Raw genomic sequence first — 23,285 nt, forward strand, 5'->3', positions numbered from 1 at the left:
TGTGGTGGTGCGGGGCCCGACGCGCGGGCCCCGCATCGGAAATCAGGAGACCGGGATCAGCGTGTACTTGGTGGACAGGTACTCGTGGATGCCCTCGAAGCCGCCCTCGCGGCCGACGCCGGACTGCTTGACGCCGCCGAAGGGTGCGGCCGCGTTCGAGACAACGCCCACGTTGAGACCCATCATGCCGGTCTCGAGCCCGTCGATCATCCGCTGGCCGCGCTGCAGGTTCTCGGTGAAGACGTACGACACGAGTCCGTACTCGGTGTCGTTCGCCAGGCGCACGGCCTCTTCCTCGGTCTCGAAGGTCGCGATCGCGAGCACCGGCCCGAAGATCTCCTCGCGGAGGATCGCGCTTCCCGCGACGACATCGGTCAGCACGGTCGGCTCGTAGAACGTGCCCGTGCCCTCCACAGCCTTGCCACCGGCGAGCAGCGTCGCACCGCGACCGACCGCATCGTCGACGAGTTCGCCGGCCTTCGCGACCGCATCCGCGTCGATGAGCGGTCCGATCGCCACGCCCTCTTCGGTGCCACGGCCGATCTTCATGCCGTTGACGCGCTCGGTGACACGCTTGGCGAATTCGCCCGCGACGTCCTTGTGCACGATGAAACGGTTCGCCGCCGTGCAGGCCTGTCCGATGTTGCGGAACTTCGCGGCCAGCGCACCGTCCACGGCCTTGTCGAGGTCGGCGTCGTCGAACACCACGAACGGGGCGTTGCCGCCGAGTTCCATCGACACGCGCAGCACGCCCTCCGCCGCCTGGGCGATGAGCTTGCGTCCGACCTCGGTCGAGCCCGTGAAGGAGAGCTTGCGCAGACGCGGGTCGGCGATGATCGGCGCCGACAGCGCGCTCGACTTCGAGGTCTGCACGACGTTGACGACACCGGCGGGAAGGCCGGCCTCTTCGAGCAGCTTCGTGAAGTACATCGTCGTCAGCGGCGTGAGTGCCGGGGGCTTGATCACCACGGTGCAGCCGGCCGCGAGTGCGGGAGCGATCTTGCGCGTCGCCATCGCGAACGGGAAGTTCCACGGCGTCACGAAGAACGACGGTCCGACCGGGCGCTGCGACACGACCATGTGACCGGTGCCCTCGGGGTTGATGCCGTAGCGGCCGCTGATGCGCACGGCCTCCTCGCTGAACCAGCGCAGGAACTCGCCGCCGTAGCCGACCTCGCCACGCGCCTCGGCGAGCGGCTTGCCCATCTCGAGCGTCATGAGCAGCGCCAGGTCCTCCTTGTGCTCCTGCACGAGGTCGAATGCCCGGCGGAGGATCTCACTGCGCACGCGCGGAGCCGTCGCGGCCCACGCGTCCTGCGCGGCGACGGCCGCATCGAGGGCGCGGATGCCGTCTGCGGGCGTCGCGTCGGCGATGGTGCGGATCACGGCACCGGTCGCGGGATCCTGCACGTCGAACGTGCCGCCGGTCTCGCCGTCGATCCACTCACCGCCGATGAAGAGGCCGGTGGGGATGCTGTCCAGGAGCGCCTGTTCGGTCTGAGTGCTCATGATTCTCTTTCTGTGAGGAGGGCTAGGAGCGCGTGCGTCGGCTGGGAGGTGCGTCGATGCTCAGCGTCTGACCGCGGAAGAACGCCGGCCGTCTGATGGCGTTCCAGACCATGACGACGATGCCGACGCCGATGATCAGCATTCCGAGGATGAAGACGATGCCGACGCCGCCGATCTGAGAACCCGAGCCGTAGGCCGGGTCCATCGAGTCGATCAGCGTCGTGAAGAACAGCACCGCGAGGATCGCACCGCCGACGAGCGGGAAGAGGAACGTGAAGAAGAAGTTCCTCGTCGAGTCGAACCACTGCTTGCGGAAGTACCAGACGCACGCGAAGGCGGTGATCCCGTAGTAGAAGCAGATCATCATGCCGAGCGTGAGGATGGTGTCCCACAGCGTGTCCTCGCTCACGACGCGCATCACGGCGTAGAAGGCCGACGCGACGATGGCGGAGATGATGGTCGCATACCCCGGGGTGAAGAAGCGGGGGCTGACCTTCGCGAACGACTTGGGCAGGGCGCCGTAGTGCCCCATCGCCAGGAGCGTGCGCGCCGGTCCCACGAATGTGGACTGCAGCGACGACGCCGAGCTGGTCAGCACCGCGAGCGACACCAGGAAGGCGAGCGGGCCGAGGATCGGGCCGGAGAGGTGGAAGAACACGTTCTCCTGGATGTCCTCGTTGCCGAGACCCAGCGCACCGGTGCCGACACCGGCGAACATGATCATCGCCACCGCGAGCAGCAGGTAGAGCGAGACGATCATCAGCACCGTGACGGTGGCCGCGCGACCCGGGGTCTTCTCCGGGTCCTTGGTCTCCTCGTTCATGGTGAGGGTGACGTCCCAGCCCCAGAAGATGAAGATCGACAGCGAGAGTCCGGCGGCGACGGCGCTGAACGACGAGATCGCGAACGGGTTGAACCAGTTCAGATCGAAGGGCTGGTAGTCGAAGCCGTTGCCGTTGACGGCCTGCACGATCGCCGCACCGGCGAAGAAGAGCAGGACGAGGATCTGGAAGCTGACGAGCCAGTACTGCAGCTTCTGGGTCGTCTGCATGTCGCGGTACGAGATCCAGGTCGCCCCGAGCATGAACAGCAGGCACACGCCGATGTTGATCCAGGTGACGCTCGCGAGGGAGGCGATGTCGGGGTTGCCCGTGATCTGCGAGATCAGCAGGAAGAGGAAGTCGACGGCGATGCCCGCGAGGTTGGACAGCACGAGGATCGTGGCGACGACCAGGCCCCAGCCCGCCATCCAGCCCACCCACGGACCGAAGGCGCGGGCCGCCCAGGTGAACGAGGTGCCGGAGTCGGGCATCCGGTTGTTGAGCTCGCGGTACCCGAAGGCGACCAGGAGCATCGGGATGAAACCGACCAGGATGATCGCGGGGATCTGCGACCCCACCGTGGAGGCCACAGGGCCGACGGCGGCGGTGAAGGTGTAGGCGGGTGCGATGCACGAGATGCCGATCACGACCGCGCCGATCAGGCCGACCGTTCCGGCGCTCAGGCCCTTGGTGGAGATCCCGGTCGTGACACCGGATTCGGGCTCCGTCGCCCGGTTGGTGCTGCTCATCAGCGTTCTCCTGCTTCGTTGCGGGTGCGCGGGACGACGATCATGGGGACGGGCAGCTCGTGCAGCATCTTCGCCGCCGTGGAGCCCAGGAAGAGACGACGGGGCTGCGCCAGCCTGCTGGAGCCGACCAGGACCACCTCGCCGGGAAGCCAGGAGAGGTTCGCGACCGCATCTTCGACGGTGTCGCCCGGAGCCTTCTCGACGGCGGCGGTGCGCCCGTCGGGGAGCAGCTCTGTCGCCATCGCGAGGACCTCCTGCCCGTGGTCGTCACCGACCGTGCGGATCGCGCCCGTATCGAGCCCCGGGGGCACATCGAACGGCACGAGGGACACGAGGCGCAGGTCGACGCCGCTGTCGCCGGCGAGGGCGACAGCCTCGTCGAGCAGCGCATCGGCGCCCGGCCTCGATCCGACGGCGACCGTGACGCGCGGGATGACGTGGTCGTCCTGCTGGGCGGTGCCCACCGGAGCCAGTGCGACCGGGATGGTCGACGAATGGAGCAGCTCGGAGGCGACGCTCCCGAGCCGGTGGCGTCCGAAGATGCCCCCGCCCGCCGCACCGATCACGATCACGCGGGCGCCGAACTCCTCGCCGGCGGCGATGAGCCCCTCGGCGAACGATTCGGAGAAGCGGACGTGACCGCTGCGGGTCAGCCCCTGCGGCAGCCGGACGACGGCGTCGGCGAGCCACTTCCTGGCCTGCGACCGGATGTGCTCCTCATAGGCGCGCTCCGGCGGCACCGCGGCGTTGCGTGTTCCTTCGTTCGGCAGCACGATCACCAGGTGCAGGGTCGCGCCCAGGCTGCGGGCGATGCGCGCGCCCAGCGCCGCGGCATCCGCTCCCGCATCCGTCGCCGTGTACCCCACGACGACCGAGCCGGTCATCAGCTGCTGCTCTCGACAGCGCCGGACTCGCGGCTCGCATCGACGATGTTGGATGCGACGAGGTGTCCCATCCGGATCGCACCGTCGACGTGCTGGTACCCGGCTCCGGCCATGTCGCTGCAGGCGAAGTGGATCGGGCCGACCGCCGTGCGCAGGTCCGCGCCGTAACGGTGCAGGCCGCCCATGTCGAAGCTCGCGGCATAGGCACCACGCGTCCACTCCTCGCTGCCCCAGTCGCTCTCGTAGTAGACGACCGGGTTCTTGGCCTCGGGGCCGTAATAGTGCGAGAGCGACTCGAGGATGCGCTCCTTGCGCTCCTCGGCAGAGAGCTCGAACACGCCGTCGGCGTTGGCGTCGGAGACGAAGCCCACCAGGGTGCCGCGCTCGTCGCCGTGGTTCGTGTTGTCGTACGCCTCGTGCGACAGCTCGTACGGGCTGAACGCGGTGCCGCTGAGACCCTGCTCGCGCCAGAACGGACGATCGTAGACCGCGTGCACCTTGATGACGAAGCCCATGGAGAGGTGCTGGTGCAGCTGGTGCTGACGACGCGGCAGCGGCGGATCGAAGGAGATACGGCTGTACAGCACCGGCGCGTGCGCGAGGATCGCGTGGCGGGCGCGGACCGTGAGCTCGTCGGTGGTGGCGACGACCCCCGCGTCCGACCACTCGAGGCTGCGGACCGGCTGGTTCAGCAGCACGTCGTCGCCCAGGCGCTCGGCGAGACGCAGCGGCACCTGCTGCAGACCGCCGACCACGCGCTTGTCGAGGATGAAGTCGGCGTCGACGAGGTTCGAGTACGAACCGGCGGATGCGGCCATCAGCAGCGACTGCAGCAGCGAGAACGAGTGCGTGGGCTTGGTGAGCATCGCCGATCCCGTGGCGAAGGCCAGGTTGCGCACGGCCTCGTCGTCATCTGTCTGCGAGCGCAGCCAGGCGTCCCAGGTGATCGAATCCCACTCCTCGGCGTTCGGGTGCGCCCACGGCTGATCGGGGTCGATCTCGGCGACCAGGGCGTCGAGGATGCCCGTGATCCGGGCGATCACGGCCTCGGTCTCCGGCGACACGGGGAACATCTCCCCCGTGAAACGGTGCGTCTTCCCGTCGGGGCCGACGTAGACGCTGTCGCCTTCGCGGTAGCGGCTGTAGGTCTCGAGGCCCAGCTCATCGATGGCGTCCTTGAGCGCATCCTGATCGGGCGAGACCCACTGACCGCCGATCTCGAGCATGGCGCCGTCGATGACGTCGGTCCACAGGCGTCCGCCCACGCGGTCGCGGGCCTCCAGCACGGCGACCGACAGGCCGGCCTTGCGCAGGTCGTTCGCGGCGGTGAGCCCTGCGGCTCCGGCGCCGATGATGAGTACGTCGCGGGTGATCTCAGACATCTGCAACTCCTTCGTTGGGGGAAGTAGTGCCGGTCGCGACCCGAAATCCCCCGATTGGGGTCGCGACCGGACAGGGGGTCGGGCCGCACGGGAGTGCGGCCCGGATGCTATTCGGCGGCTGCCAGGGCGGCGGCGACGATGTCGAGTCCCTCGTTCAGCAGGTCGTCGCCGATCGAGAGCGGAGGGAGGAAGCGGATGACGTTGCCGTAGGTTCCGCAGGTGAGGACGATGACGCCCTGCGCGATGCACGCCTTGGCGACGGCGGCCGTGAGAGCGGCGTTCGGCGCCTTGGTCTCGGGGTCGACGAACTCGGCGGCGATCATCGCACCGTGGCCGCGGACGTCGCCGACGCGCGGGTCGTTCTGCTGGATCGCGGTGAGGCGGTCGATGAGGATCGTGCCGATCTCGCGCGCCCGCTCGATCACGCCGTCGTTCTCGAACACGTCGATCGAGGCGAGGGCTGCGGCGCAGGCGATGGGGTTGCCCCCGTAGGTGCCACCGAGGCCGCCCGAGTGCGAGGCGTCCATGATCTCGGAGCGACCGGTGACCGCAGCGAGCGGGAGGCCGCCGGCGATGCCCTTGGCCGTGGTGATCAGATCGGGCTCGATGCCGAAGATCTCGCTCGCGAACATGTGCCCGGTGCGGGCGAAGCCGGTCTGCACCTCGTCGGCGATGAACACGACGCCGTTCGCGCGGCACCACTCGACGATCGCGGGGAGGAACCCGTCGGCGGGGACGATGAAGCCGCCCTCGCCCTGGATGGGCTCGATGATGACCGCGGCCAGGTTGTCGGCGCCGATCTGCTTCTCGAGCTGGAGGATGACGCGGGCCGCGGCCTCACGTCCATCGAGTCCGTCGCGGAACGGGTACGACATCGGCGCCCGGTAGACCTCGGGCGCGAAGGGGCCGAAACCGCTCTTGTAGGGCATCGACTTGGCGGTGAGCGCCATGGTCAGGTTGGTGCGGCCATGGTAGCCGTGGTCGAAGGCGACGACCGCCTGGCGACCGGTGTGCTTGCGGGCGATCTTGATCGCGTTCTCAACCGCCTCGGCGCCCGAGTTGAACAGGGCGCTCTTCTTGGCGAAGTCACCGGGGGTCACGCGGTTGAGCGCCTCGGCGACGCCGACGTACGACTCGTAGGGCGAGATCATGAAACAGGTGTGGGTGAACTGCGCGGCCTGAGCGGCGACGGCCGCGGCGACCTTGGGGTGCGCGTTGCCGACGGTGGTCACGGCGATGCCGGAGCCGAGGTCGATGAGCGAGTTCCCGTCGGCGTCCACGACGACGCCGCCACCGGCGGCCACAGCGGCGACCGGAACGGTGTGTCCGACGCCCGCTGCCACGGCATCCGCCTTGCGCGCGAGGATCTCGGCGGAACGGGGGCCGGGAAGATCCGTGACCAGACGACGCTCCTGGGGGAGGTCGGGTCCGCCGAGAGGGACTGCGGGGGCTGCGGTGTCGAGGAGTGCCATGTTCGCGAGCGTACGGCGGCCACCGAGCCGGCTGCACTCACCGGTCTGTACAATCTGGAGAAGCAAATCGCCCGCTCGTACAACCCGCCGGAGGTCACTGTGGTCGTCACCGCCCAGCCGACCCTGCGCGCCCTGTTGCAGCGTCGCGATCTCGGGCTCTCCCTGATCCCGCGCGAAGGCGCCATCCCCGATGGAGCACTCGACCGCCCGCTGCGTTGGGTGCACAGCTCCGATCTCGCCGACCCCACCCCGTTCCTGTCCGAAGACCTGGCGCTGCTGACCACCGGAACCCAGTTCGACGAAGCCGTCAGCATCGACACGTACGTCGGGCGGCTCGCGGACCGCGGGGTGATCGGTCTGGGATTCGGCACCGAGGTGCACCGGTCCGGCATCCCGGAAGAGCTCGTCGACGCGTGCGCCGCGCACGGGATGCCGCTGTTCGCCGTCCCGTACCGCACCCCGTTCATCGCCGTCGCCCGCGCGCACTCCGAGGCGATCGCGGCTCAGGCGTATGCCCGACGGTCCTGGGCCCTCGACACGCAGCGTGCCCTCGCTCTCGCCGCCCTCCGTCCGCACGGCCTCGATGCGACGATCGCCGAACTCGGGCGGCGAATCGGCGTCTGGGCCGGGATGTTCGACGCCGCCGGAGCGCTCACCCTCTCCCACCCTCGGGAAACGGTGGAGGCCCGTGTGCTCGACGAGCTCGGGAATCGCGCGGTGGAGATCCTGACCCGTGGACTCGAGGCGGGGCAGTCGCTCAGCATCGAAGACCATTCGTTCATGCTGTTCACGGTCGGCCGCGGCGGCCATCTGCGGGGCGTCATCGCCCTCGCCGTCGATACGCTCGATCCCGAAGCCCGGTCGGTCGTGACCTCGGTGATCGCCATGGCAGGACTCGCGATGGAGCAGAGCGAGCAGCTCGCCCGCAGCCGTCGTCGCCTGCACGCGCAGCTCCTCAGATCGCTCCTCGCCGACGACCCCACCTTGGCCAGGAGGGTGCTGGGCAGCCTGCCCACCGCACCCGTGCTCGTGGCCGTCGCCGCCGACGCGCCGGCAGGGCCGCTCGCCGACTGGTGGGAGCGGCACCGCGCCGAGCACGGGACCTCGATCTTCCTCGCCGAATCCGAGGACGGGGTGACGATGTGCGTCTCAGCCGGAGACGAGGCCCTGCTCGACGAGGTCGCCGCCCGCTTCGGCATCCGCATCGGCGTCTCCGATCCCGAAGGGTACGACTCGTTCGCCCGGGCACACGCGCAGGCGCTCACGGCGCTGCGTCAGCAGGGCACCCACGGGGTCGCCCGCTACTCCGAAACCGTCGGGTCGAGCATCCTCACGGCCCTCGCGACCGACGAGGCGCGCCTCGTCGCCGAATCGCGCCTGGCCCCGGTGCGCGAGCACGACGCCCGTACCGGCGCCGAGCTCGAACGCTCGCTGCGCACCTGGCTGGAGCATGACGCGAAAGCGGAATCCGCCGCGGTCGCGCTCGGAGTGCATCGGCACACCCTGCGCTCCCGCATCGCCCACGCGGGCGCGCTGCTCGACGTCGACCTGTCGACCTTCCCCGCCCGCGCCGAGCTCTGGACGATCCTGCAGACCGCCCGCGACTGAGCCGGGGCGGCTGCACGCTCCCGAACATCCACGTGCTTCCTGCTCGCACCCCGCGCGGCGGGAACGCTCCGGTCGCACTTCGCGCCACCCCCGCGACGTCTGAGCGGCAGGAACTGCAACCGGAGCAGCGGGCCAACATCGGGCCAAGCGCGGGTCAGGAGTGGATGCGCGCTCCCGCAGCCAGCACCGCCCGGCACCGCGTGACGTCATCGGCAGTCTGGGCGATCAACGCCTCGACGCCGTCGAACCGCAGCGTCGGACGAAGGCGCGCGACGAGGGTCACGCACAGGCGCCGACCGTAGAGGTCGATGTCGGCATCATGCAGGTGCACCTCGACGCGTCGCTCGCGATCGCCGTCGAAGGTCGGGTTCATCCCGACACTGACACTCGCCGCCCACGACAGCGGGTCGTCGTCGATCCGCACCCACGCCGCGTAGATCCCGTCGTCGGGCAGATCTTCGTGGTCGAGCGCCAGGTTCGCCGTCGGGAAGCCGAGCTCGCGACCCCGACCGTCGCCGGGGACGACCAGTCCGACGATCGTCCCGGGCGGCGACGCGCTCACGCGTTCTCGGGGGCGGCGATCGAGCGGTAGCGGCTCTGATGGAAGACCAGAGGCTCGACGTCGTCGAACAGCGTGATGTCGGCGATCTCGTACAGCGCGATCTCGTGGTCGCCGCCGTCGAACGTGCTGTGCAGGCGACACGTGAGCCAGAGCGCTGCGTCCGCGATCAGCACGGCTCCGCCATCGGTGCGGCGCCACTCATGGCCGCCGAACCGGTCGCCTTCCCTCGCCGAGAGCGAGCGGCTGAGCGGCTCGTGGTGCGCGGCGAGCACACTCATGCCGAGCTCGGGCACGGTGCGCAGCACCGGCCAGGTCTTCGACGTACGGGCGGCACTGATGGCCACCAGCGCCGGTTCGAGCGAGATCGAGGTGAAGGAGTTGACCGCCATTCCCACGGCACGGTCGTCGACGTGCGCGGCCAGGGCCACGACGCCGGTCGGGTACACCGAGAAGGCCCGGCGGAGGGCGAGGTCGCGCGGGACCGTATCGTTCGTCAGCGCGTCGGTCACGACAGTCGTCATTTCGGCTTCCTTTCGTTAGTCAACTTTGACTAGTTTTGATAATAGGCAACTTTGATCATGCAAACAACAGGAAAGGCGAAGGCCAGCCGTTAGCATGAGGGGCATGTCGACCACCCGCCTCGTCGTCCTCGGCGCCGTGAAGCAGTTCCAGCCCGTGCACGGGTACTTCCTCCGTCGCGAACTCATGACCTGGCACGTCGACGAGTGGGCGCATATCCAACCCGGATCGATCTACAACGCCCTGCGCGCCCTCGAGGTCGACGGCTACATCGCCGAAAGCGGCACCGAGGCCGAGGGCAAGCGCCCGGCGCGGACCACCTACCGCATCACCCCGGCCGGCGAGGTCGAACTGCAGCGCATGCTGCGCGAGAACCTCTGGAACGTCGCAGCCTTCGACACCCAGGCCATCATGACCGTCGCCTCGTTCATGTTCGTTCTGAGTCGGCAGGAGGTGATCGCCGGCCTCGAGCACCGCCTCATCAAGAGCGACGCGATCATCACGCAGAACGGCTTCGACGTGCAGGACACGCTGCGCTCCGAGACGACGCCCAAGTACGTGCGGGAGATCTTCGACCTCTCCACAGCCCGCCTCACGGCCGAGAAGCAGTGGCTGCTCGACCTGCTGGAACGTCTGCGTGGTGGAGAGTACACGTTCGCCGGCGAGACGACCGAGGGCGCAGCGTCGGCCGAGGCGGGCACCTCGGCCTGAGGTCAGCGCGACGAGACGAGCGCGTCGATCGACTCGCGCGACAGGGCCGACGTCGTCGCACCCCGATGCTGCGCCACCACGGCGCCGGCCGCACAGGCCCGGATCAGCGCCGTCTCGATTGCTTCTCCCTGGGCGAGCGCGGCGGCCAACGCTCCGCAGAACGCATCGCCGGCGCCGGTCGTATCCACCGGATCGATCCGGAACGCGTCGGCCTGAAGAGGATCGGTCCCCGCGCGATGCAGCACCACTCCCCCGGCACCCCGGGTGAGAACCACGACCGGGGCTCCGGCGGCGTGCAGCCGGTCGATGCCGCCGAGCGCGGCGCACTCGGTCTCGTTGACCACCAGCACGTCGACGTCGCCGAGCATCTCGACCGCCCCGGCGTGTGCGGGCGCGGCGTTCAGGATCGTCAGGGCTCCGGCCGTCCGGCCCGCGCGCAGGGCAGCCGCCACGCTCGCGAGCGGAACCTCCAGCTGCGCGAGCACGACCGCCGCGCCCGCGATCCCGGCGACCGCGTCGTCGACGTCGAGCTCGGCGTTCGCACCGGCCGCGACGATGATGCTGTTGTCGCCGTCGTCGAAGGCCAGCACGTGGGCGACGCCGGTCGGAACGGCGGCACTCCGGCGCAGGGCCGCCGCGACTCCGGCATCCGCCAGCGTCTGCTGCAGCACGTCGGCGGCCTCGTCCGTTCCGACCACCGCACAGAACCGGGTCGGAGCCCCGCTGCGTGCGGAGGCGACGGCCTGATTCAGCCCCTTGCCCCCGGCGAAGCGGCCGCCGGCCCGACCGAGCAGGGTCTCGCCGACGCGGGGAGGGCGCGAAACCTCGACCACGAGATCGAGATTCGCGCTCCCGACGACGGCGACACCGGTGAGCGTGTCAGACACGCGACATCGTCCGTCGGTACCGGGAGCCGGTGTGCGAGTCGGCGAGCGCCGGCGTCGGCGTGCCGATCAGACGCTCACGCAGCGACTGCGGCTCGGCCGAGGGTTCGGCGATCGCACCGCGCTCCTTGAGGATCGGCAGCACGTGCTCGATGAAGTCGACCGTCGACGCCGGCGGGATGACGGGAGCGAACAGGAATCCGTCCAGGTCGGCGCCGTCGGCGAGCTCGATCATCCGGTCTGCCACCTGCTCGGGGGTGCCGACGATCGGGCGGGCGCCGACGCCGTGCGCGTGCCAGTCTCCGAGAACGTCGCCGACCGTCTTGTCGGCGAAGCGGGCGACCTGGGTCTGCGACAGCTCGGTGCTCAGCTCCGACATCGGCGTGTTCGGCGCATAGGCTGAGAGGTCGAGGCCGGTGAACCATGCGTAGGAGGCGACGGTGACGTCGGGGTTCTGCGCGTCGGCGACCTCGGCGTACTTGCGCTGCGCTTCTTCCTCGGTGCTGCCGACGATCGCGGCGAATGCCGACATGATCTTCACCTCGTCCGCCCCGCGGCCGTTCTTGACGGCCTCTTCGCGGATCGCCGACGAGTGCGCACGCAGCTGCTCCACCGAGCCGCTGCCGACGAAGATCGCCTCGCCGTGCTTGCCCCCGAACTCTCGACCCGCGGGGGATGCGCCGGCCTGGAACAGCACCGGGGTACCCTGCGGCGAGCGCGAGGTGTTGCCGTAGCCGTGCGATCGGAAGTACGGGCCGTCGTGGGCGATGCGGTGCACCTTCGACGGGTCGGCGAAGCGCCCGGACTTGTCGCGTTCCAGAGCCCCTTCCTCCCACGCCTGCTCCCACAGCTTGTAGACGACCTGCATGAAGTCGTCGGCCATGAGGTAGCGCTCGTCGTGGCCGACCATCGGCACGCCGAAGCCCTGCACAGCCGTGTCCGCCGTGCCGGTGGTGACAACGTTCCAGCCGATGCGGCCGCCGGAGAGGATGTCGAGCGTCGCCATCCGTCGCGCGAACGAATAGGGCGGTTCGAGCAGCGTCGAGCCGGTGGCGACGAGCCCCAGGCGCGTCGTCTCGGGGATGAGAGCGGCGAGGATGATCGCCGGGTCCAGACGCGGCAGATCGAGGCCTTCGAGGGAGCAGATGTCGGGGCGCTCGCCGGCGACGTCGGCCCACCCCCAGGCATCCGCGAGGAACAGGAAGTCGAACCCCGCGTCCTCGACCATGCGCGCGGTGTCGCGCCAGTACTCGAGCTTGTCGAACAGGTAGCGCCCGTTGTCGGGGTGCCGCCACGTGGCAGTGCCGGAGTCGTTCGCCTGGGCGTTCTCGAAGAGGCCGAGACGCAACTGCTTGACGGTGTTCTGATCGGTCATGTGCGGGTGCCTTCCTTGTGGGTGGTTCGTTCTGGTGGTTCTGGAGTGGTTCCGGGCACGCCGGAGGAACCCCGGGACGGGTTGGGGGGCACCCGTCCCGGGGTGAGGGTGCCGCGTCAGCCCTTGGCCGTGACCTCGCCGTCGCTCCACCAGAGCACGCGCTTGCGCACCAGGGCGAGGACGATGATCAGGAGCACTCCGAGCAGGCAGAGCAGAGCGATGCTGGCCCAGGTGACCGCGAGGTTCGCCTGCGCCGCAGACGTGGTGACGAGCGAGCCGAGACCGGCCTGCTGTCCCGCCGCGACGAACTCGGCGACCGCCGCGCCGACCACCGCGAGCGGCAGGGCGATGCGGAGCCCTGCGAACACGTAGGGCATGCTGCCGGGAAAGCGCAGCTCGCGGAAGATCTCCCACCGCGAGGCGTGCAGCGTCTTGAAGACGTCGAGCGCCTTCTGATCGACGTCGCGCAGACCCGCGAGCGAGTTCACGAGCATCGGGAAGAACACCACGAGCCCCGTCACGATGAACTTCGGCACCATGCCGAAGCCGAAGGCCACGACCAGTGCGGGGGCGATCGCCACGATCGGGGTCACCATCACGATGATGACCAGCGGCATGACCGCCCGCTCGATGATCTGGAACTCCGCCATGACGACCGCCAGGAGGAATCCGGCGAGGATGCCGGCGGCGGCGCCGACCACCACCTCGAGGAGCGTGACGAGGAAGTTCGACCAGTACATGCCGGCGTCATCGACGAGGCTGGCGCCGATCGCCTCCAGAGTCGGCAGCACGTACGGGTTGGTCCAGGCCACGACCTGCCAGAGGAGAGCGGCGATCACGAAGGTGATCAACGTGGGTCCCCACGCTCCCCAGCGCAGCCAGGAAGGAACTCCCCGGCGTGGTTGGGCCTTCAGGCGGGCGGTCGCGAGGGTCGCGGTCGTGTCTCTCATCGTCAGCTCAGACATGGGCCTTCTCCGTCTGCGCGCGCAGCGCACCGCGCACGACTGCTTCCAGTTCGCGGAACTCGTCCGTCGCGTAGGCCTCTTCGGTGCGCGGCCGCGGCAGGTTCACATCGATCACCTGGGCGATGCGCCCCGGGTGCGCGGCCATCACCACGATGCGGTCGGAGAGCATGATCGCCTCCGGCACCGAGTGCGTGACGAACATGACGGCCTTGCGGTTGGACTGCCAGAACTCCAGCAGCGCGATCCGCTGCAGGTCGCGGTTCATCTCGTCGAGCGCCGAGAACGGCTCGTCCATCAGCATGATGGCCGGGTCGAACACGAACGCCCTCGCGATCGCGGCACGCTGCTGCATGCCGCCCGACAGCTGTCCGGGGTACTTCTTCATCGCCTGGCCGAGCCCGAAGGTGGCCAGCAGCTCCGCGGGATCACGGAGCGCTCGCCCGGCGTTGGCCTTGGCGTTGATCCGCACCGGCAGCTCGACGTTCTCGCGCACCGTCTTCCACGGCAGCAGTGCGGGCGACTGCGGCACGAGACCGATCTTCTTGTCGCGCGAAGCCGCCGTGACGCTCTCGCCGTCGATCGTGACGGTTCCGGAGTCGGCGTCGAGAAGGCCGGCGACGACCTTGAGCAGTGTGGACTTGCCGCAGCCGCTCGGGCCGATCACCGACACGAACTCGCCCATGCCGATCGTCAGGCTCACATCATCGAGCACGGTGACCTTCGCGCCGTCGACGCCGAACGACTTCGAGACGTTCCTGACCTCGACGCCGGCGCCGTGTGCGACCGTCATCACTTCTCCTGCCAGATCAGGGCGTCGCCGTCGTAGAGGTCGGCGACCAGGTCGGCGTCCATCATGTCGGCGATCGCGGGCAGCTCCTTGACGTCGCCGTACTTCTTCACGAGGGCGTACTCGGGCTCCCACATCGACTCGTTCTGCACGCCGGGGTTCCCGCCGGCGCTCTCGCGCACCCACGCGGACTCCACCTCCCACGTGCGGGCGAGCTGGTCGCGGGGGAACGCTGCACCCTGACCGCTGTCCTCGGCCAGCTTCGCGAGCTTGTCGATGCAGGCATCCGACTCGTCCAGGCAGTACTGCAGCGCCTTGAGGCTCGCCCGCATGAAGTCGGCGGCGACCTCGCGGTGCTCGTCGAGGAATCGGGAATTCACCTCCATCACGTTGTATGTACCCTCGACGCCGAGATCGGCGGGGAGGAACTCGCTGAACGGCAGGCCCTGAGCCTTGAGCGACTGCGGCTGGTTGGAGGCGTAGCCGACGATCGCGTCGACCTGCTCGCGGACGACGACCGTGGGGTCGTAGTTGGTCATCTTGACCATCTCGACCTTCGAGACGTCGACGCCGGCCTCGTCGAGCATGGCCGAGGCGATCGGCGTCAGGTTGATGAAGTATCCGAGCGATCCGCCCTCGAGGTCCTTCAGGCTCTCGAGCTTCTCGTTGCCGAAGATCGAGAACGGCGGGGTCGTGCCGTAGGTGGCGACCGCCGTGAGGTTCTTGCTGTTCGCCGCCGCCAGCATGACGTCGGATGCAGAACCGAGAGCGGTGAACTGGGCCTGACCGGATGCCACGAGCTGCTGCCCGTTCGCCCCGGAGGCGTTGATCTCGACATCGAGGCACAGGTCGTCGAAGTAGCCCAGCTCCTCGGCGAGGAACACGTCGAGCTGGCCGGCGCTGGCGGAGTAGCCGTAGCCGGAGATGTAGGTGATGGTGCCGGCATCCTGATTCCGCTTGCAGGCGTCGGTGTCGCTCGCACTCGTGGGGGCGGTATCGCCGCCTGGCGTCTGCGCGGAGCATGCTCCGAGCGTCAGCGTGGCGGCGAGAACGCACGTCAGGGTGGCAGTGATGCGGAATCGGGTTTCCGCAGAGGAAGTAGCCATGAGGGTCCCTTCTCGGCCGTTCGTCGTTGATGGCTCGATGAAAGTAACATAGTCAAGATTGACTAAGCAAGATCAAACTAACTTTTGACGACAGGCACGACACGGACGGGGGCTGGACGGGCGTCGAGTGCACGCGAACTCGCCGAGTGCACGACTTGTCGACGTCGAGAAGCCGTGCACTCGGCAGGAAGCCGTGCACTCGACGACACAGAGCGGGAGCGCGGGCGGAGCGGGAGCCGTCAGGGCCGGGGAGGGTCGGCAGGGTAGAGGTAGCGGCGCACGAACTCGTCGAAGAGCGGGACCATGTCGACGGATTCGTCCAGGAGCCACTGCAGCTGGATCCCGTCCATGACGGCGCTGATCAGGCGTGCGGCGAGCGCGGGGTCGATGTCGTCGCGCACCTCACCGGCTTCCTGCCCACGGCGGAGGATCTCCACGGCTTCGTCGGCTCGTGCCCGGTAGCGGGCGGCGAACTCGGCGTGCGACGGATGCTCCGGATCGGTCGCCTCGGCCGAGACGATCGCGTACAACGATGTGAGGCCGCGCGAGGTCTGATTGTGGGCGACGACTCTCTTCGCCTGCTCGAGGAGGGTGTGCTCCGCAGGATCGCCCGCGGCCGCTCGTACCTTCTCGTCGCGCTGGTGCAGCACCTCGGCGAACAGCTCCTCCTTGTCGGCGAAGTGATGCAGGAGGCCGGCAGGCGTCACGCCGACGCGCTTCGCGATCTCCCGCAGCGACCCGCCGTGGAATCCGGTCCGGGAGAACACGACCAGCGCTTCGTCGACGATCGCCTGCCGTCGCGCCTGCCCCGTGGCGTAGGAGCCACGGGGGCCACGACCCGCTGTCGACTGGCCGTCCGTTCCCACTGCCCACTCCCATCCCTCGTCGAGGGAAGCGGCGGTTCAGCCCTGGTGGCCGTTGCCGCCCGCACCCCACGACGAGCTGAATTCCTGCTGCCGCATCGCGGGACGCAGAAGCTTCTCCATCTCGCGATCCACGAAGTAGTCCTTGAGCTTATCCTTCGTGAGTTCGTTGCCGATCGCCGCCATGATCATCGACTGGTCGAGTGACAGGTAGCGCTCGGCGATCGTGCCGCTCTTCACGGCGACCGCGTCGTAGAACCCACCGGGGCCATAGGCGCCGAGATCCTCCTCGATGCCTTCGAGGTTGCGCAGCACACCCCTGCGGTCATAGGGCAGCGCGAGGAAGGCCGCATGCGGCGTGATCACGCCGTCGCCGAACTCGGGAGCGGGGTTCGTGCCCACCGCACAGCCCGGACGGTCCACATCGACGTCGGTCTTCTCCACGTCGGACGTGTAGCCGTCAGACCGCATGCCCGCGATGTCGACGCCGTACTCCGCGTATCCGCCGAAGGGATCACTCGCGGGCGAGAAGCCCCAATACCCGTATCCGGCCTCGTCGAGCCCGTGCTGCTTCTGCACGGCGACCGTGATCGGATGATTGAGCTTCCACGACTTCGGACCCCACTTCGTCTCCGGGACGAGCAGGTCGGGCATCAGCGACTCGAACATGCTGCCGCCCCAGCTGGGGACGAACGACATACCGTCATAGCTGTACGCGCCTTCCCATACCTCGACGCCGTCGTAGGTGCGGTACTTCCCCTGGGGGAGCTGCTCCTGCCAGGCCCAGTCGCAGCCGGGCGGCATCGTGCGGTGCGTGCCGTAGAGCGCCGTCGCCGGGATCTGCCCGTTGGCGATGCCGAGATAGGTCGCGATGCGGCTCTCGCTCACCGTCGTGTCGTAGTGGTGGCAGGTGTAATACGCGGTCTCGCCCGATCCGTTGTACATCGGGGCCGCGACGCTGCAGTCCGGCGGCACCTCGTCCCAGAAACCGCCGCGGTTGGTGCCGGCGGGGAGGCCGGCGGCACCCGCGGGATCGAAGAACGAGGCGAAGTCCATGGAGTCGTAGAGGGCGTCCGCCTGCACCGCGAGGGCAGGATCCGCCTCGCGGACGATACGCAGGGCGGCGGCCAGCCACCCGTTGTCGACCGTGCTGAGGAACGGATGCACCGGATCGCCGGAGTCGGGCCAGGTCGTCAGCTTCTCCCCCGTCGTGGGCGAGTACCAGTTGTAGAACATGCCGCTCGCGTCATTGCGCTCGAGCCCTTCGAGGGTGTCGAGCGTGGCGGACATGCGGCTGCGCGCCTCGTCGGCGCCGATGATGCCGAGGTCTCGCGCCGTGACGGTCGACCACAGGTATCCGCCGATGTTCGTCGGAGAAGTGTATGCGCTGGGGGTCTGCAGGTCGCCGGTGATGTTGTCGGCCGGAAGGCCCGTCTCCTCATCGGTCATCGCCGCGAGGGAGCCCCAGGTGTCCTGCGCCCAGCGCGTGAGCTCGGCGTCGCCCTGACGGCCGCCTCCCGCCGCCGCCGGTCCGGCCAGGGCCAGGCCTGAGACGACCAGTCCGACCGTGGCCAGTGTGCTCATCCATCGCTTCATCACGTCTCCTCATCGAGAACGGGCGCCGCTGACCGGAGCCACTCCACACGCGAAAACCTAACAGGTGTTCAGTGTTGGCTCAACCCCCGCTTCCGTCCGCTCCGTAGCCTGCGCAGGATGCCCGCGCGAGTCGATCCATCCGCTCCGGTCGCACTTCCTGTCGCCTTCGCCGCTCCCGGGCGGCAGCAACTGCGACCGGAACGCCGGGCGGAGCGGGCGGGAGCGGAGGCGGAGGGCGGGGCGGGCGGGAGCGGGGCGGAGGGCGGAGGGCGGGGACGGGCGGGGTCAGCGGGGGGCGTGCGCCTCCAGGAACTCGTACACGTCGGTCGTGTCGACGCCGGGGAAGGCCCCGGTCGGAAGGGTCGCCAGCAGCGTGCGCGGGGTCTTCACGTTCGGCCAGGAGTTGTCTCGCCAGCGGTCCTCCAGGTCGGCCGGCGCCCGGCGGCAGCACACCTCGACCGAGTGCTTCGAGACGCCCCGATGCGAGGTGTCGCGCCCCACGAACCACTTCGTGTCGTCGAAGCGCACGCCCACGCTGACGGAGTGCAGCCCCTCGCTCGACGACTCCACCCGGGCGGTGCACCAGTACGTGCCGTTCCCGGTGTCGGTGTACTGGTAATACGGGTTGAAGCGGTCGTCTTCATCGAACACCACGCGCGAGGTCCACCGGCGGCAGCACATCTGCCCCTCGATGGCCCCGAGACGGTCGGTGGGGAAGTTCACGTCGTCGTTCTCGTACGCCTTGGTGATCGTGCCCGACTCATGCACCTTGAGGAAGTGCACGGGGATGTCGAGGTGCCGGGTAGCGAGGTTCGTGAACCGATGCGCAGCCGTCTCATACGAGACCGAGTAGGCGTCACGCAGGTCTTCGATCGAGATCGCCCGGCGCTGCTTGGCATCCTTCAGCGCCGGGACCACATGCGCCTCGGGGATGAGGAGCGCACCGGTGAGGTAGTTCGTCTCCACGCGCTGACGCAGGAACTCGGCGTAACTGCGCGGCTCGGAGTGCCCGAGGATGCGGCTCGACAGCGCCTGCAGCACCGCGGTGCGGGCATCGCCCTTCGCGGGCACGCTGCTCGACAGGTAGAGCCGGCCGTTCGCGAGGTCGGCGACGCTCCGGGTGGTCTGCGGCAGGTCGGGCGCGTAGTGCAGGGTGAAGCCCAGGTAGGCCGCGATCTCGGACGCCGTGCGCTGGGTCAGCGGACCACCCGGATGACCGACCGCGGAGAGGATCTCGGCGGCCTTCGCCTCGAGGTCGGCGAAGTGGTTGTCCTGCCGACGCATCAGGTGCCGCAGCTCGACGTTCGCCCGCCGGGCCTCCTCCGGTGTCGCGGCCCGCTCATCCTTGAGCCGGTCGATCTCGCCGTGCAGGGCGAGCAGTGCTTTCAGAGCGTCGGTCGGCAGGCTCTTCGCGATGCGGAAAGGCTCGATGCCCAGCGCCTGGAACGTCTGCCCCTTCATCGCCCGCTCCAGCGCGATCTCGACCGCACTGCGCTCGTCGAGCGGCTCGCCCTCCAGCAGCGCATCGATCGTGACCCCGAGCGCCCGGGCGATCGCCTGCAGCTGCGTGAGCTTGGGTTCGCGCTTTCCGGTCTCGATCATCGACATCTGGCTCGGCGCCCGATCGACGGCGGAGGCGAGGTCGTCGAGGGTCATGCCCTTCGCCGTGCGGAGCTGGCGGATGCGGCGGCCGATCGTGAGAGCGTCGGCCTCTTCTGCAGCGTCGATGGTGCTCATGCGGCCGATTCTGTCACAGAAACAGAATTTCCATCGATCTTCTCCTCACATTCGGTCGATCAGCCCTCCGAACTTCACGCACAGTGGAACCACGCCACACCGGCACAGCCGCCGGATCCACCGAGGAGACACCATGACGAACACCGCCCACACCCCGACGCCCCGCCCCGCCGGTCTGCGAGCCGGCGACCAGGTTCAGACGGCCGCCGAGCTCCAGGAGATCTGGGACACCGACCCCCGCTGGGACGGCGTCGAGCGCACCTACTCGGCCGAAGACGTCATCCGCATCCGCGGTTCGGTCCGCGAAGAGGCCACGCTCGCCCATCGCGGTGCCGACAACCTCTGGAACCTCCTGCACACCGAGGACTACGTCCGTGCGCTCGGCGCCTACACCGGCGGCCAGGCCGTGCAGCAGGTGCGGGCGGGACTCAAGGCCATCTATCTCTCCGGATGGCAGGTCGCCGCCGACGGCAACCTCGCCGGCCAGACCTACCCCGACCAGTCGCTGTATCCCGCGAACTCGGTGCCGGCAGTCGTGCGCCGCATCAACAACGCGCTCATCCGCCAGGACCAGCTCGAGCACGCTGAGGGCGAGACCACGCAGGACTGGCTCGCACCGATCGTCGCCGACGCCGAGGCGGGCTTCGGAGGACCCCTGAACGCCTACGAGCTGGCGCAGTCGCTCATCCAGTCCGGTGCCGCCGGCATCCACTGGGAGGACCAGCTGGCCAGCGAGAAGAAGTGCGGCCACCTCGGCGGCAAGGTGCTCGTGCCCACCCAGCAGCACATCCGCACCCTGAACGCGGCCCGCCTCGCGGCCGACGTCGCCGGAGTGCCGACCGTCATCATCGCCCGCACCGATGCCCTCGCCGCCGACCTGCTCACCAGCGACGTCGACGAGCGGGACCAGCAGTTCACCACCGGCGAGCGCACCACCGAGGGGTTCTACCGGATCCGGCCCGGACTGGAGTCGGTCATCAGCCGCGGCCTCGCCTTCGCCCCTTATGCCGACCTGCTGTGGGTCGAGACGGGAGAGCCCGACATCGAGCTCGCCCGCTCGTTCGCCGCAGCGATCCACGAGCAGTTCCCCGGCAAGCTCCTGGCGTACAACTGCTCGCCGAGCTTCAACTGGAAGAAGCACCTGTCGGACGCCGAGATCGCGACGTTCCAGCAGGAGCTGGCCGACCTGGGCTACAAGTTCCAGTTCATCACGCTGGCCGGCTTCCACGCCCTGAACTACTCGATGTTCGACCTCGCCCGCGGCTACGCCGATCGCGCCATGAGCGCATACGTCGAGCTGCAGGAAGCCGAGTTCGCCGCAGAAGCAGACGGCTACACCGCCACCAAGCACCAGCGCGAGGCGGGCACCGGCTACTTCGACGTCATCTCCACCGCGCTCAACCCCGACAGCGCGACACTCGCCCTCGCCGGCTCCACCGAAGCCGCGCAGTTCCACTGATCCCCACGCCCCCTCCGGGCGCGTGGCCCCTCTTCGTCGCGGTGCTCGACGCATTCGTCGCAGTACTCGACACGACTCAAAGGACCCACGATCATGACCACTCCCACCGCTCCCCCGACCACGGCTCCGATCCAGACGACCCAGCAGGGTCCCGCGATCAAGGTCACCGGCCCCCTCCGCGACCGCTACGCGGAGATCCTGACCCCCGAAGCGGTCGCCTTCCTCACCGAGCTGCACCACCGCTTCGCCTCCCGTCGCCACGACCGCCTCGCCGACCGCATGCGCCGTCGCTTCGAGATCGGCAACGGTCACGACCCGAAGTTCCGCGACGACACCGCCCACATCCGTGAGGATCGCGACTGGCGGGTCGCCGGTGCCGGGCCCGGTCTCGAGGATCGCCGCGTCGAGATCACCGGACCGACCGACCCGAAGATGACGATCAACGCGCTGAACTCCGGCGCGCGGGTGTGGCTCGCCGACCAGGAGGATGCCACGAGCCCGACCTGGAAGAACGTCATCGAGGGGCAGCTGTCGCTCCGTGACGCCATCCGCGGCGAGCTGTCGTTCACATCGCCTGCCTCTGAATCCGGCCCCGGCAAGGAGTACCGCGTCACGGCGGAGCGCACGCCGACGATCGTGATGCGCCCTCGCGGGTGGCACCTGCCCGAGAAGCACATCGCCTTCATCGACCGCGCCGGTCGTCGCACCTCGGCATCCGGCTCCCTGGTCGACTTCGGCCTCTACTTCCTGCACAACGCGCAGGCGCTGATCGACGGCGGTCGCGGACCGTACTTCTACATCGCCAAGCTGGAGTCCAGCGAGGAGGCGAAGCTGTGGGACGACGTCTTCTCGTTCAGCGAGGAGTACATCGGCATCCCGCACGGCACGATCCGCGCGACCGTGCTGATCGAGACCCTGCCGGCGGCGTTCGAGATGGACGAGATCCTCTACGAGCTGCGCGACCACTGCGCGGGCCTGAACGCCGGCCGCTGGGACTACATCTTCTCGATCATCAAGAACTACCGCGGCCGCGGGGCGCGCTTCGTGCTCCCCGATCGCAGCGAGGTCACGATGACGGTGCCGTTCATGCGGGCGTACACCGATCTGCTCGTGCAGACCTGCCACAAGCGGGGCGCCTTCGCGATCGGCGGCATGAGCGCGTTCATCCCCAACCGCCGCGACCCCGAGGTGACGGCACGCGCGATCGAGAAGGTCACCGCCGACAAGAAGCGCGAGGCCGGCGACGGCTTCGACGGCACCTGGGTGGCGCACCCCGACCTGATCCCCACGGCGCAGGCGGAGTTCGATGCCGTGCTGGGCGACCGCCCCAACCAGGTCGACCGCCAGCGTGACGACGTGCACGTCGAGGCCCGCGACCTGCTCGACCTGCACATCGGCCGGCCCATCACAGCACAGGGCGTGCGCGACAACGTGTCGGTCGCCATCCGTTACCTCGAGGCCTGGCTGCGCGGACTCGGGGCCGTGGCGATCGACAACCTGATGGAGGATGCCGCGACGGCCGAGATCAGCCGCTCGCAGGTGTGGCAGTGGATCCACCAGGACCGCACCACTCAGGACGGCACCCCGATCACGGCGGAGTACATCGAGGGTCTGATCGCCCAGGTGCTCGCGCAGGCGACGCGCAGCCACGGCGACCGGTACGACGACGCGGCGGAGATCTTCCGCGAGGTCGCCCTCCAGGAGGAGTTCCCCACCTTCCTCACACTGGGCGCCTACAGCCGGTTCCTGATCGACGAGGACTGAGCACAGGAGGGAGCCCCCGGGACTGCGGCATCCGCCGTGGTCCCGGGGGCTCCCTCTGCTCCCGCTCCCATACCCCTCCCCGGGCGTAGCCTGGAGGCATGACCGACGTCTGGGCGGACATCGCCTCCGAGTTCCTGCACTTCTACCCGCGCGGCCGACGACTGCTCGCGGTGGCCGGGGCGGATGCCGGGCGCTCGCGACAGGCGGCAGACGACCTCGCGGCCGCGCTGACGGCGTCAGGGCAGCCGGTCATCCGCGACCACTCACCGGACGGTGCCGAGGCCGAGCTCCGCTCCGTGGTCACCGCGTTCCGCGAAGGCCCGAAGAGCGGCGACATCCTGCTCGTCTCCGGACCGGCGGCTCTGCTCGGCGAGCGCACCAGGGGCATGTGGAACTACGCGGTGTGGCAGCTGGCCGGCGACGAGCCACCGCACACGGTCGCGGGTGCGATCGTCGACGTGACCGACCCCGCGCACCCGACGCGGCGGTTCGCCGACTACTGCGCACTGCCCGCGTCCTACGGCGCCTGACC

General features: G+C 69.0%; 20 protein-coding genes. 5 read left to right on the plus strand and 15 right to left on the minus strand.

The window, feature by feature from the left end; translation table 11 throughout:
• Positions 1 to 42: 42 nt before the first annotated feature.
• The 5 genes from MicroSTF_RS07685 to gabT form a co-directional block, all read right to left on the minus strand.
• Entirely contained in the window at positions 43 to 1,509 is a 1,467-nt protein-coding gene (locus MicroSTF_RS07685) for an NAD-dependent succinate-semialdehyde dehydrogenase (RefSeq protein WP_029258914.1), read from the minus strand.
• Between the two features lie 22 nt (positions 1,510 to 1,531).
• Positions 1,532 to 3,079 (minus strand): APC family permease, encoded by a 1,548-nt coding sequence (locus tag MicroSTF_RS07690; protein ID WP_029258915.1) that lies wholly within the window; start codon positions 3,077 to 3,079, stop codon positions 1,532 to 1,534.
• Complete coding sequence (locus tag MicroSTF_RS07695) at positions 3,079 to 3,963, minus strand: universal stress protein (RefSeq protein WP_322954634.1); 885 nt, start codon at positions 3,961 to 3,963, stop codon at positions 3,079 to 3,081. The genes MicroSTF_RS07690 and MicroSTF_RS07695 overlap by 1 nt, the downstream gene beginning before the upstream one ends.
• The gene (locus MicroSTF_RS07700; RefSeq protein ID WP_322954636.1) at positions 3,963 to 5,345 is read right to left on the minus strand and encodes an NAD(P)/FAD-dependent oxidoreductase; all 1,383 of its coding nucleotides are present in this window, start codon (positions 5,343 to 5,345) and stop codon (positions 3,963 to 3,965) included. The genes MicroSTF_RS07695 and MicroSTF_RS07700 overlap by 1 nt, the downstream gene beginning before the upstream one ends.
• A 107-nt stretch (positions 5,346 to 5,452) precedes the next feature.
• Positions 5,453 to 6,817, minus strand: coding sequence for a 4-aminobutyrate--2-oxoglutarate transaminase (gene gabT / locus MicroSTF_RS07705; RefSeq protein WP_029258916.1), 1,365 nt, complete (start codon positions 6,815 to 6,817; stop codon positions 5,453 to 5,455).
• 99 nt (positions 6,818 to 6,916) lie between these two features.
• On the opposite strand from gabT, the gene MicroSTF_RS07710 reads away from it, so the two are divergent.
• Entirely contained in the window at positions 6,917 to 8,425 is a 1,509-nt protein-coding gene (locus MicroSTF_RS07710) for a PucR family transcriptional regulator (protein ID WP_322954640.1), read from the plus strand.
• A 154-nt stretch (positions 8,426 to 8,579) separates the two neighbouring features.
• Here MicroSTF_RS07710 and MicroSTF_RS07715 read toward each other — a convergent pair whose 3' ends face one another.
• Together MicroSTF_RS07715 and MicroSTF_RS07720 are read right to left on the minus strand one after the other, a co-directional pair.
• Positions 8,580 to 8,987, minus strand: coding sequence for a riboflavin kinase (locus tag MicroSTF_RS07715; protein WP_315069528.1), 408 nt, complete (start codon positions 8,985 to 8,987; stop codon positions 8,580 to 8,582).
• On the minus strand, positions 8,984 to 9,508 hold the full coding sequence (locus MicroSTF_RS07720) for a flavin reductase family protein (RefSeq protein WP_021201079.1): 525 nt from the start codon (positions 9,506 to 9,508) through the stop codon (positions 8,984 to 8,986). Before MicroSTF_RS07720 ends, MicroSTF_RS07715 begins: the two co-directional genes overlap by 4 nt.
• 103 nt (positions 9,509 to 9,611) lie before the next feature.
• Between MicroSTF_RS07720 and MicroSTF_RS07725 the strand changes: the two genes are divergently transcribed.
• Complete coding sequence (locus tag MicroSTF_RS07725) at positions 9,612 to 10,217, plus strand: PadR family transcriptional regulator (protein ID WP_297555833.1); 606 nt, start codon at positions 9,612 to 9,614, stop codon at positions 10,215 to 10,217.
• A gap of 2 nt (positions 10,218 to 10,219) precedes the next feature.
• Here MicroSTF_RS07725 and MicroSTF_RS07730 read toward each other — a convergent pair whose 3' ends face one another.
• The 8 genes from MicroSTF_RS07730 to MicroSTF_RS07765 form a co-directional block, all read right to left on the minus strand.
• Positions 10,220 to 11,104: a ribokinase gene (locus tag MicroSTF_RS07730; protein WP_297555830.1), complete on the minus strand. Its 885-nt coding sequence runs from the start codon at positions 11,102 to 11,104 to the stop codon at positions 10,220 to 10,222.
• Positions 11,097 to 12,476, minus strand: a complete 1,380-nt coding sequence (locus tag MicroSTF_RS07735; protein ID WP_297555828.1) for an NtaA/DmoA family FMN-dependent monooxygenase — start codon at positions 12,474 to 12,476, stop codon at positions 11,097 to 11,099. The genes MicroSTF_RS07730 and MicroSTF_RS07735 overlap by 8 nt, the downstream gene beginning before the upstream one ends.
• Before the next feature lie 116 nt (positions 12,477 to 12,592).
• Positions 12,593 to 13,441, minus strand: coding sequence for an ABC transporter permease (locus MicroSTF_RS07740; protein WP_021201083.1), 849 nt, complete (start codon positions 13,439 to 13,441; stop codon positions 12,593 to 12,595).
• Entirely contained in the window at positions 13,434 to 14,231 is a 798-nt protein-coding gene (locus MicroSTF_RS07745) for an ABC transporter ATP-binding protein (RefSeq protein WP_021201084.1), read from the minus strand. The genes MicroSTF_RS07740 and MicroSTF_RS07745 overlap by 8 nt, the downstream gene beginning before the upstream one ends.
• Positions 14,231 to 15,334, minus strand: a complete 1,104-nt coding sequence (locus MicroSTF_RS07750) for an ABC transporter substrate-binding protein (RefSeq protein ID WP_029258922.1) — start codon at positions 15,332 to 15,334, stop codon at positions 14,231 to 14,233. Before MicroSTF_RS07750 ends, MicroSTF_RS07745 begins: the two co-directional genes overlap by 1 nt.
• 239 nt (positions 15,335 to 15,573) lie before the next feature.
• Entirely contained in the window at positions 15,574 to 16,200 is a 627-nt protein-coding gene (locus MicroSTF_RS07755; RefSeq protein WP_297555824.1) for a TetR/AcrR family transcriptional regulator, read from the minus strand.
• Between the two features lie 36 nt (positions 16,201 to 16,236).
• A complete protein-coding gene (locus MicroSTF_RS07760) occupies positions 16,237 to 17,781 on the minus strand; it encodes a glucoamylase family protein (protein WP_416338467.1) in 1,545 nt (514 codons plus the stop codon).
• Between the two features lie 297 nt (positions 17,782 to 18,078).
• Positions 18,079 to 19,530 (minus strand): helix-turn-helix domain-containing protein, encoded by a 1,452-nt coding sequence (locus MicroSTF_RS07765; protein ID WP_021201088.1) that lies wholly within the window; start codon positions 19,528 to 19,530, stop codon positions 18,079 to 18,081.
• Between the two features lie 133 nt (positions 19,531 to 19,663).
• On the opposite strand from MicroSTF_RS07765, the gene aceA reads away from it, so the two are divergent.
• The 3 genes from aceA to MicroSTF_RS07780 all read left to right on the plus strand — a co-directional run bounded on the left by aceA (position 19,664) and on the right by MicroSTF_RS07780 (position 23,283).
• A complete protein-coding gene (gene aceA, locus MicroSTF_RS07770) occupies positions 19,664 to 20,989 on the plus strand; it encodes an isocitrate lyase (protein ID WP_029258926.1) in 1,326 nt (441 codons plus the stop codon).
• A 93-nt stretch (positions 20,990 to 21,082) separates the two neighbouring features.
• Entirely contained in the window at positions 21,083 to 22,753 is a 1,671-nt protein-coding gene (gene aceB, locus MicroSTF_RS07775) for a malate synthase A (protein ID WP_029258927.1), read from the plus strand.
• A 98-nt stretch (positions 22,754 to 22,851) separates the two neighbouring features.
• Positions 22,852 to 23,283, plus strand: coding sequence for a hypothetical protein (locus MicroSTF_RS07780; protein WP_029258928.1), 432 nt, complete (start codon positions 22,852 to 22,854; stop codon positions 23,281 to 23,283).
• Positions 23,284 to 23,285 lie beyond the last annotated feature (2 nt).

Source organism: Microbacterium sp. STF-2, assembly GCF_034650155.1.
Lineage (GTDB): Bacteria > Actinomycetota > Actinomycetes > Actinomycetales > Microbacteriaceae > Microbacterium > Microbacterium maritypicum_A.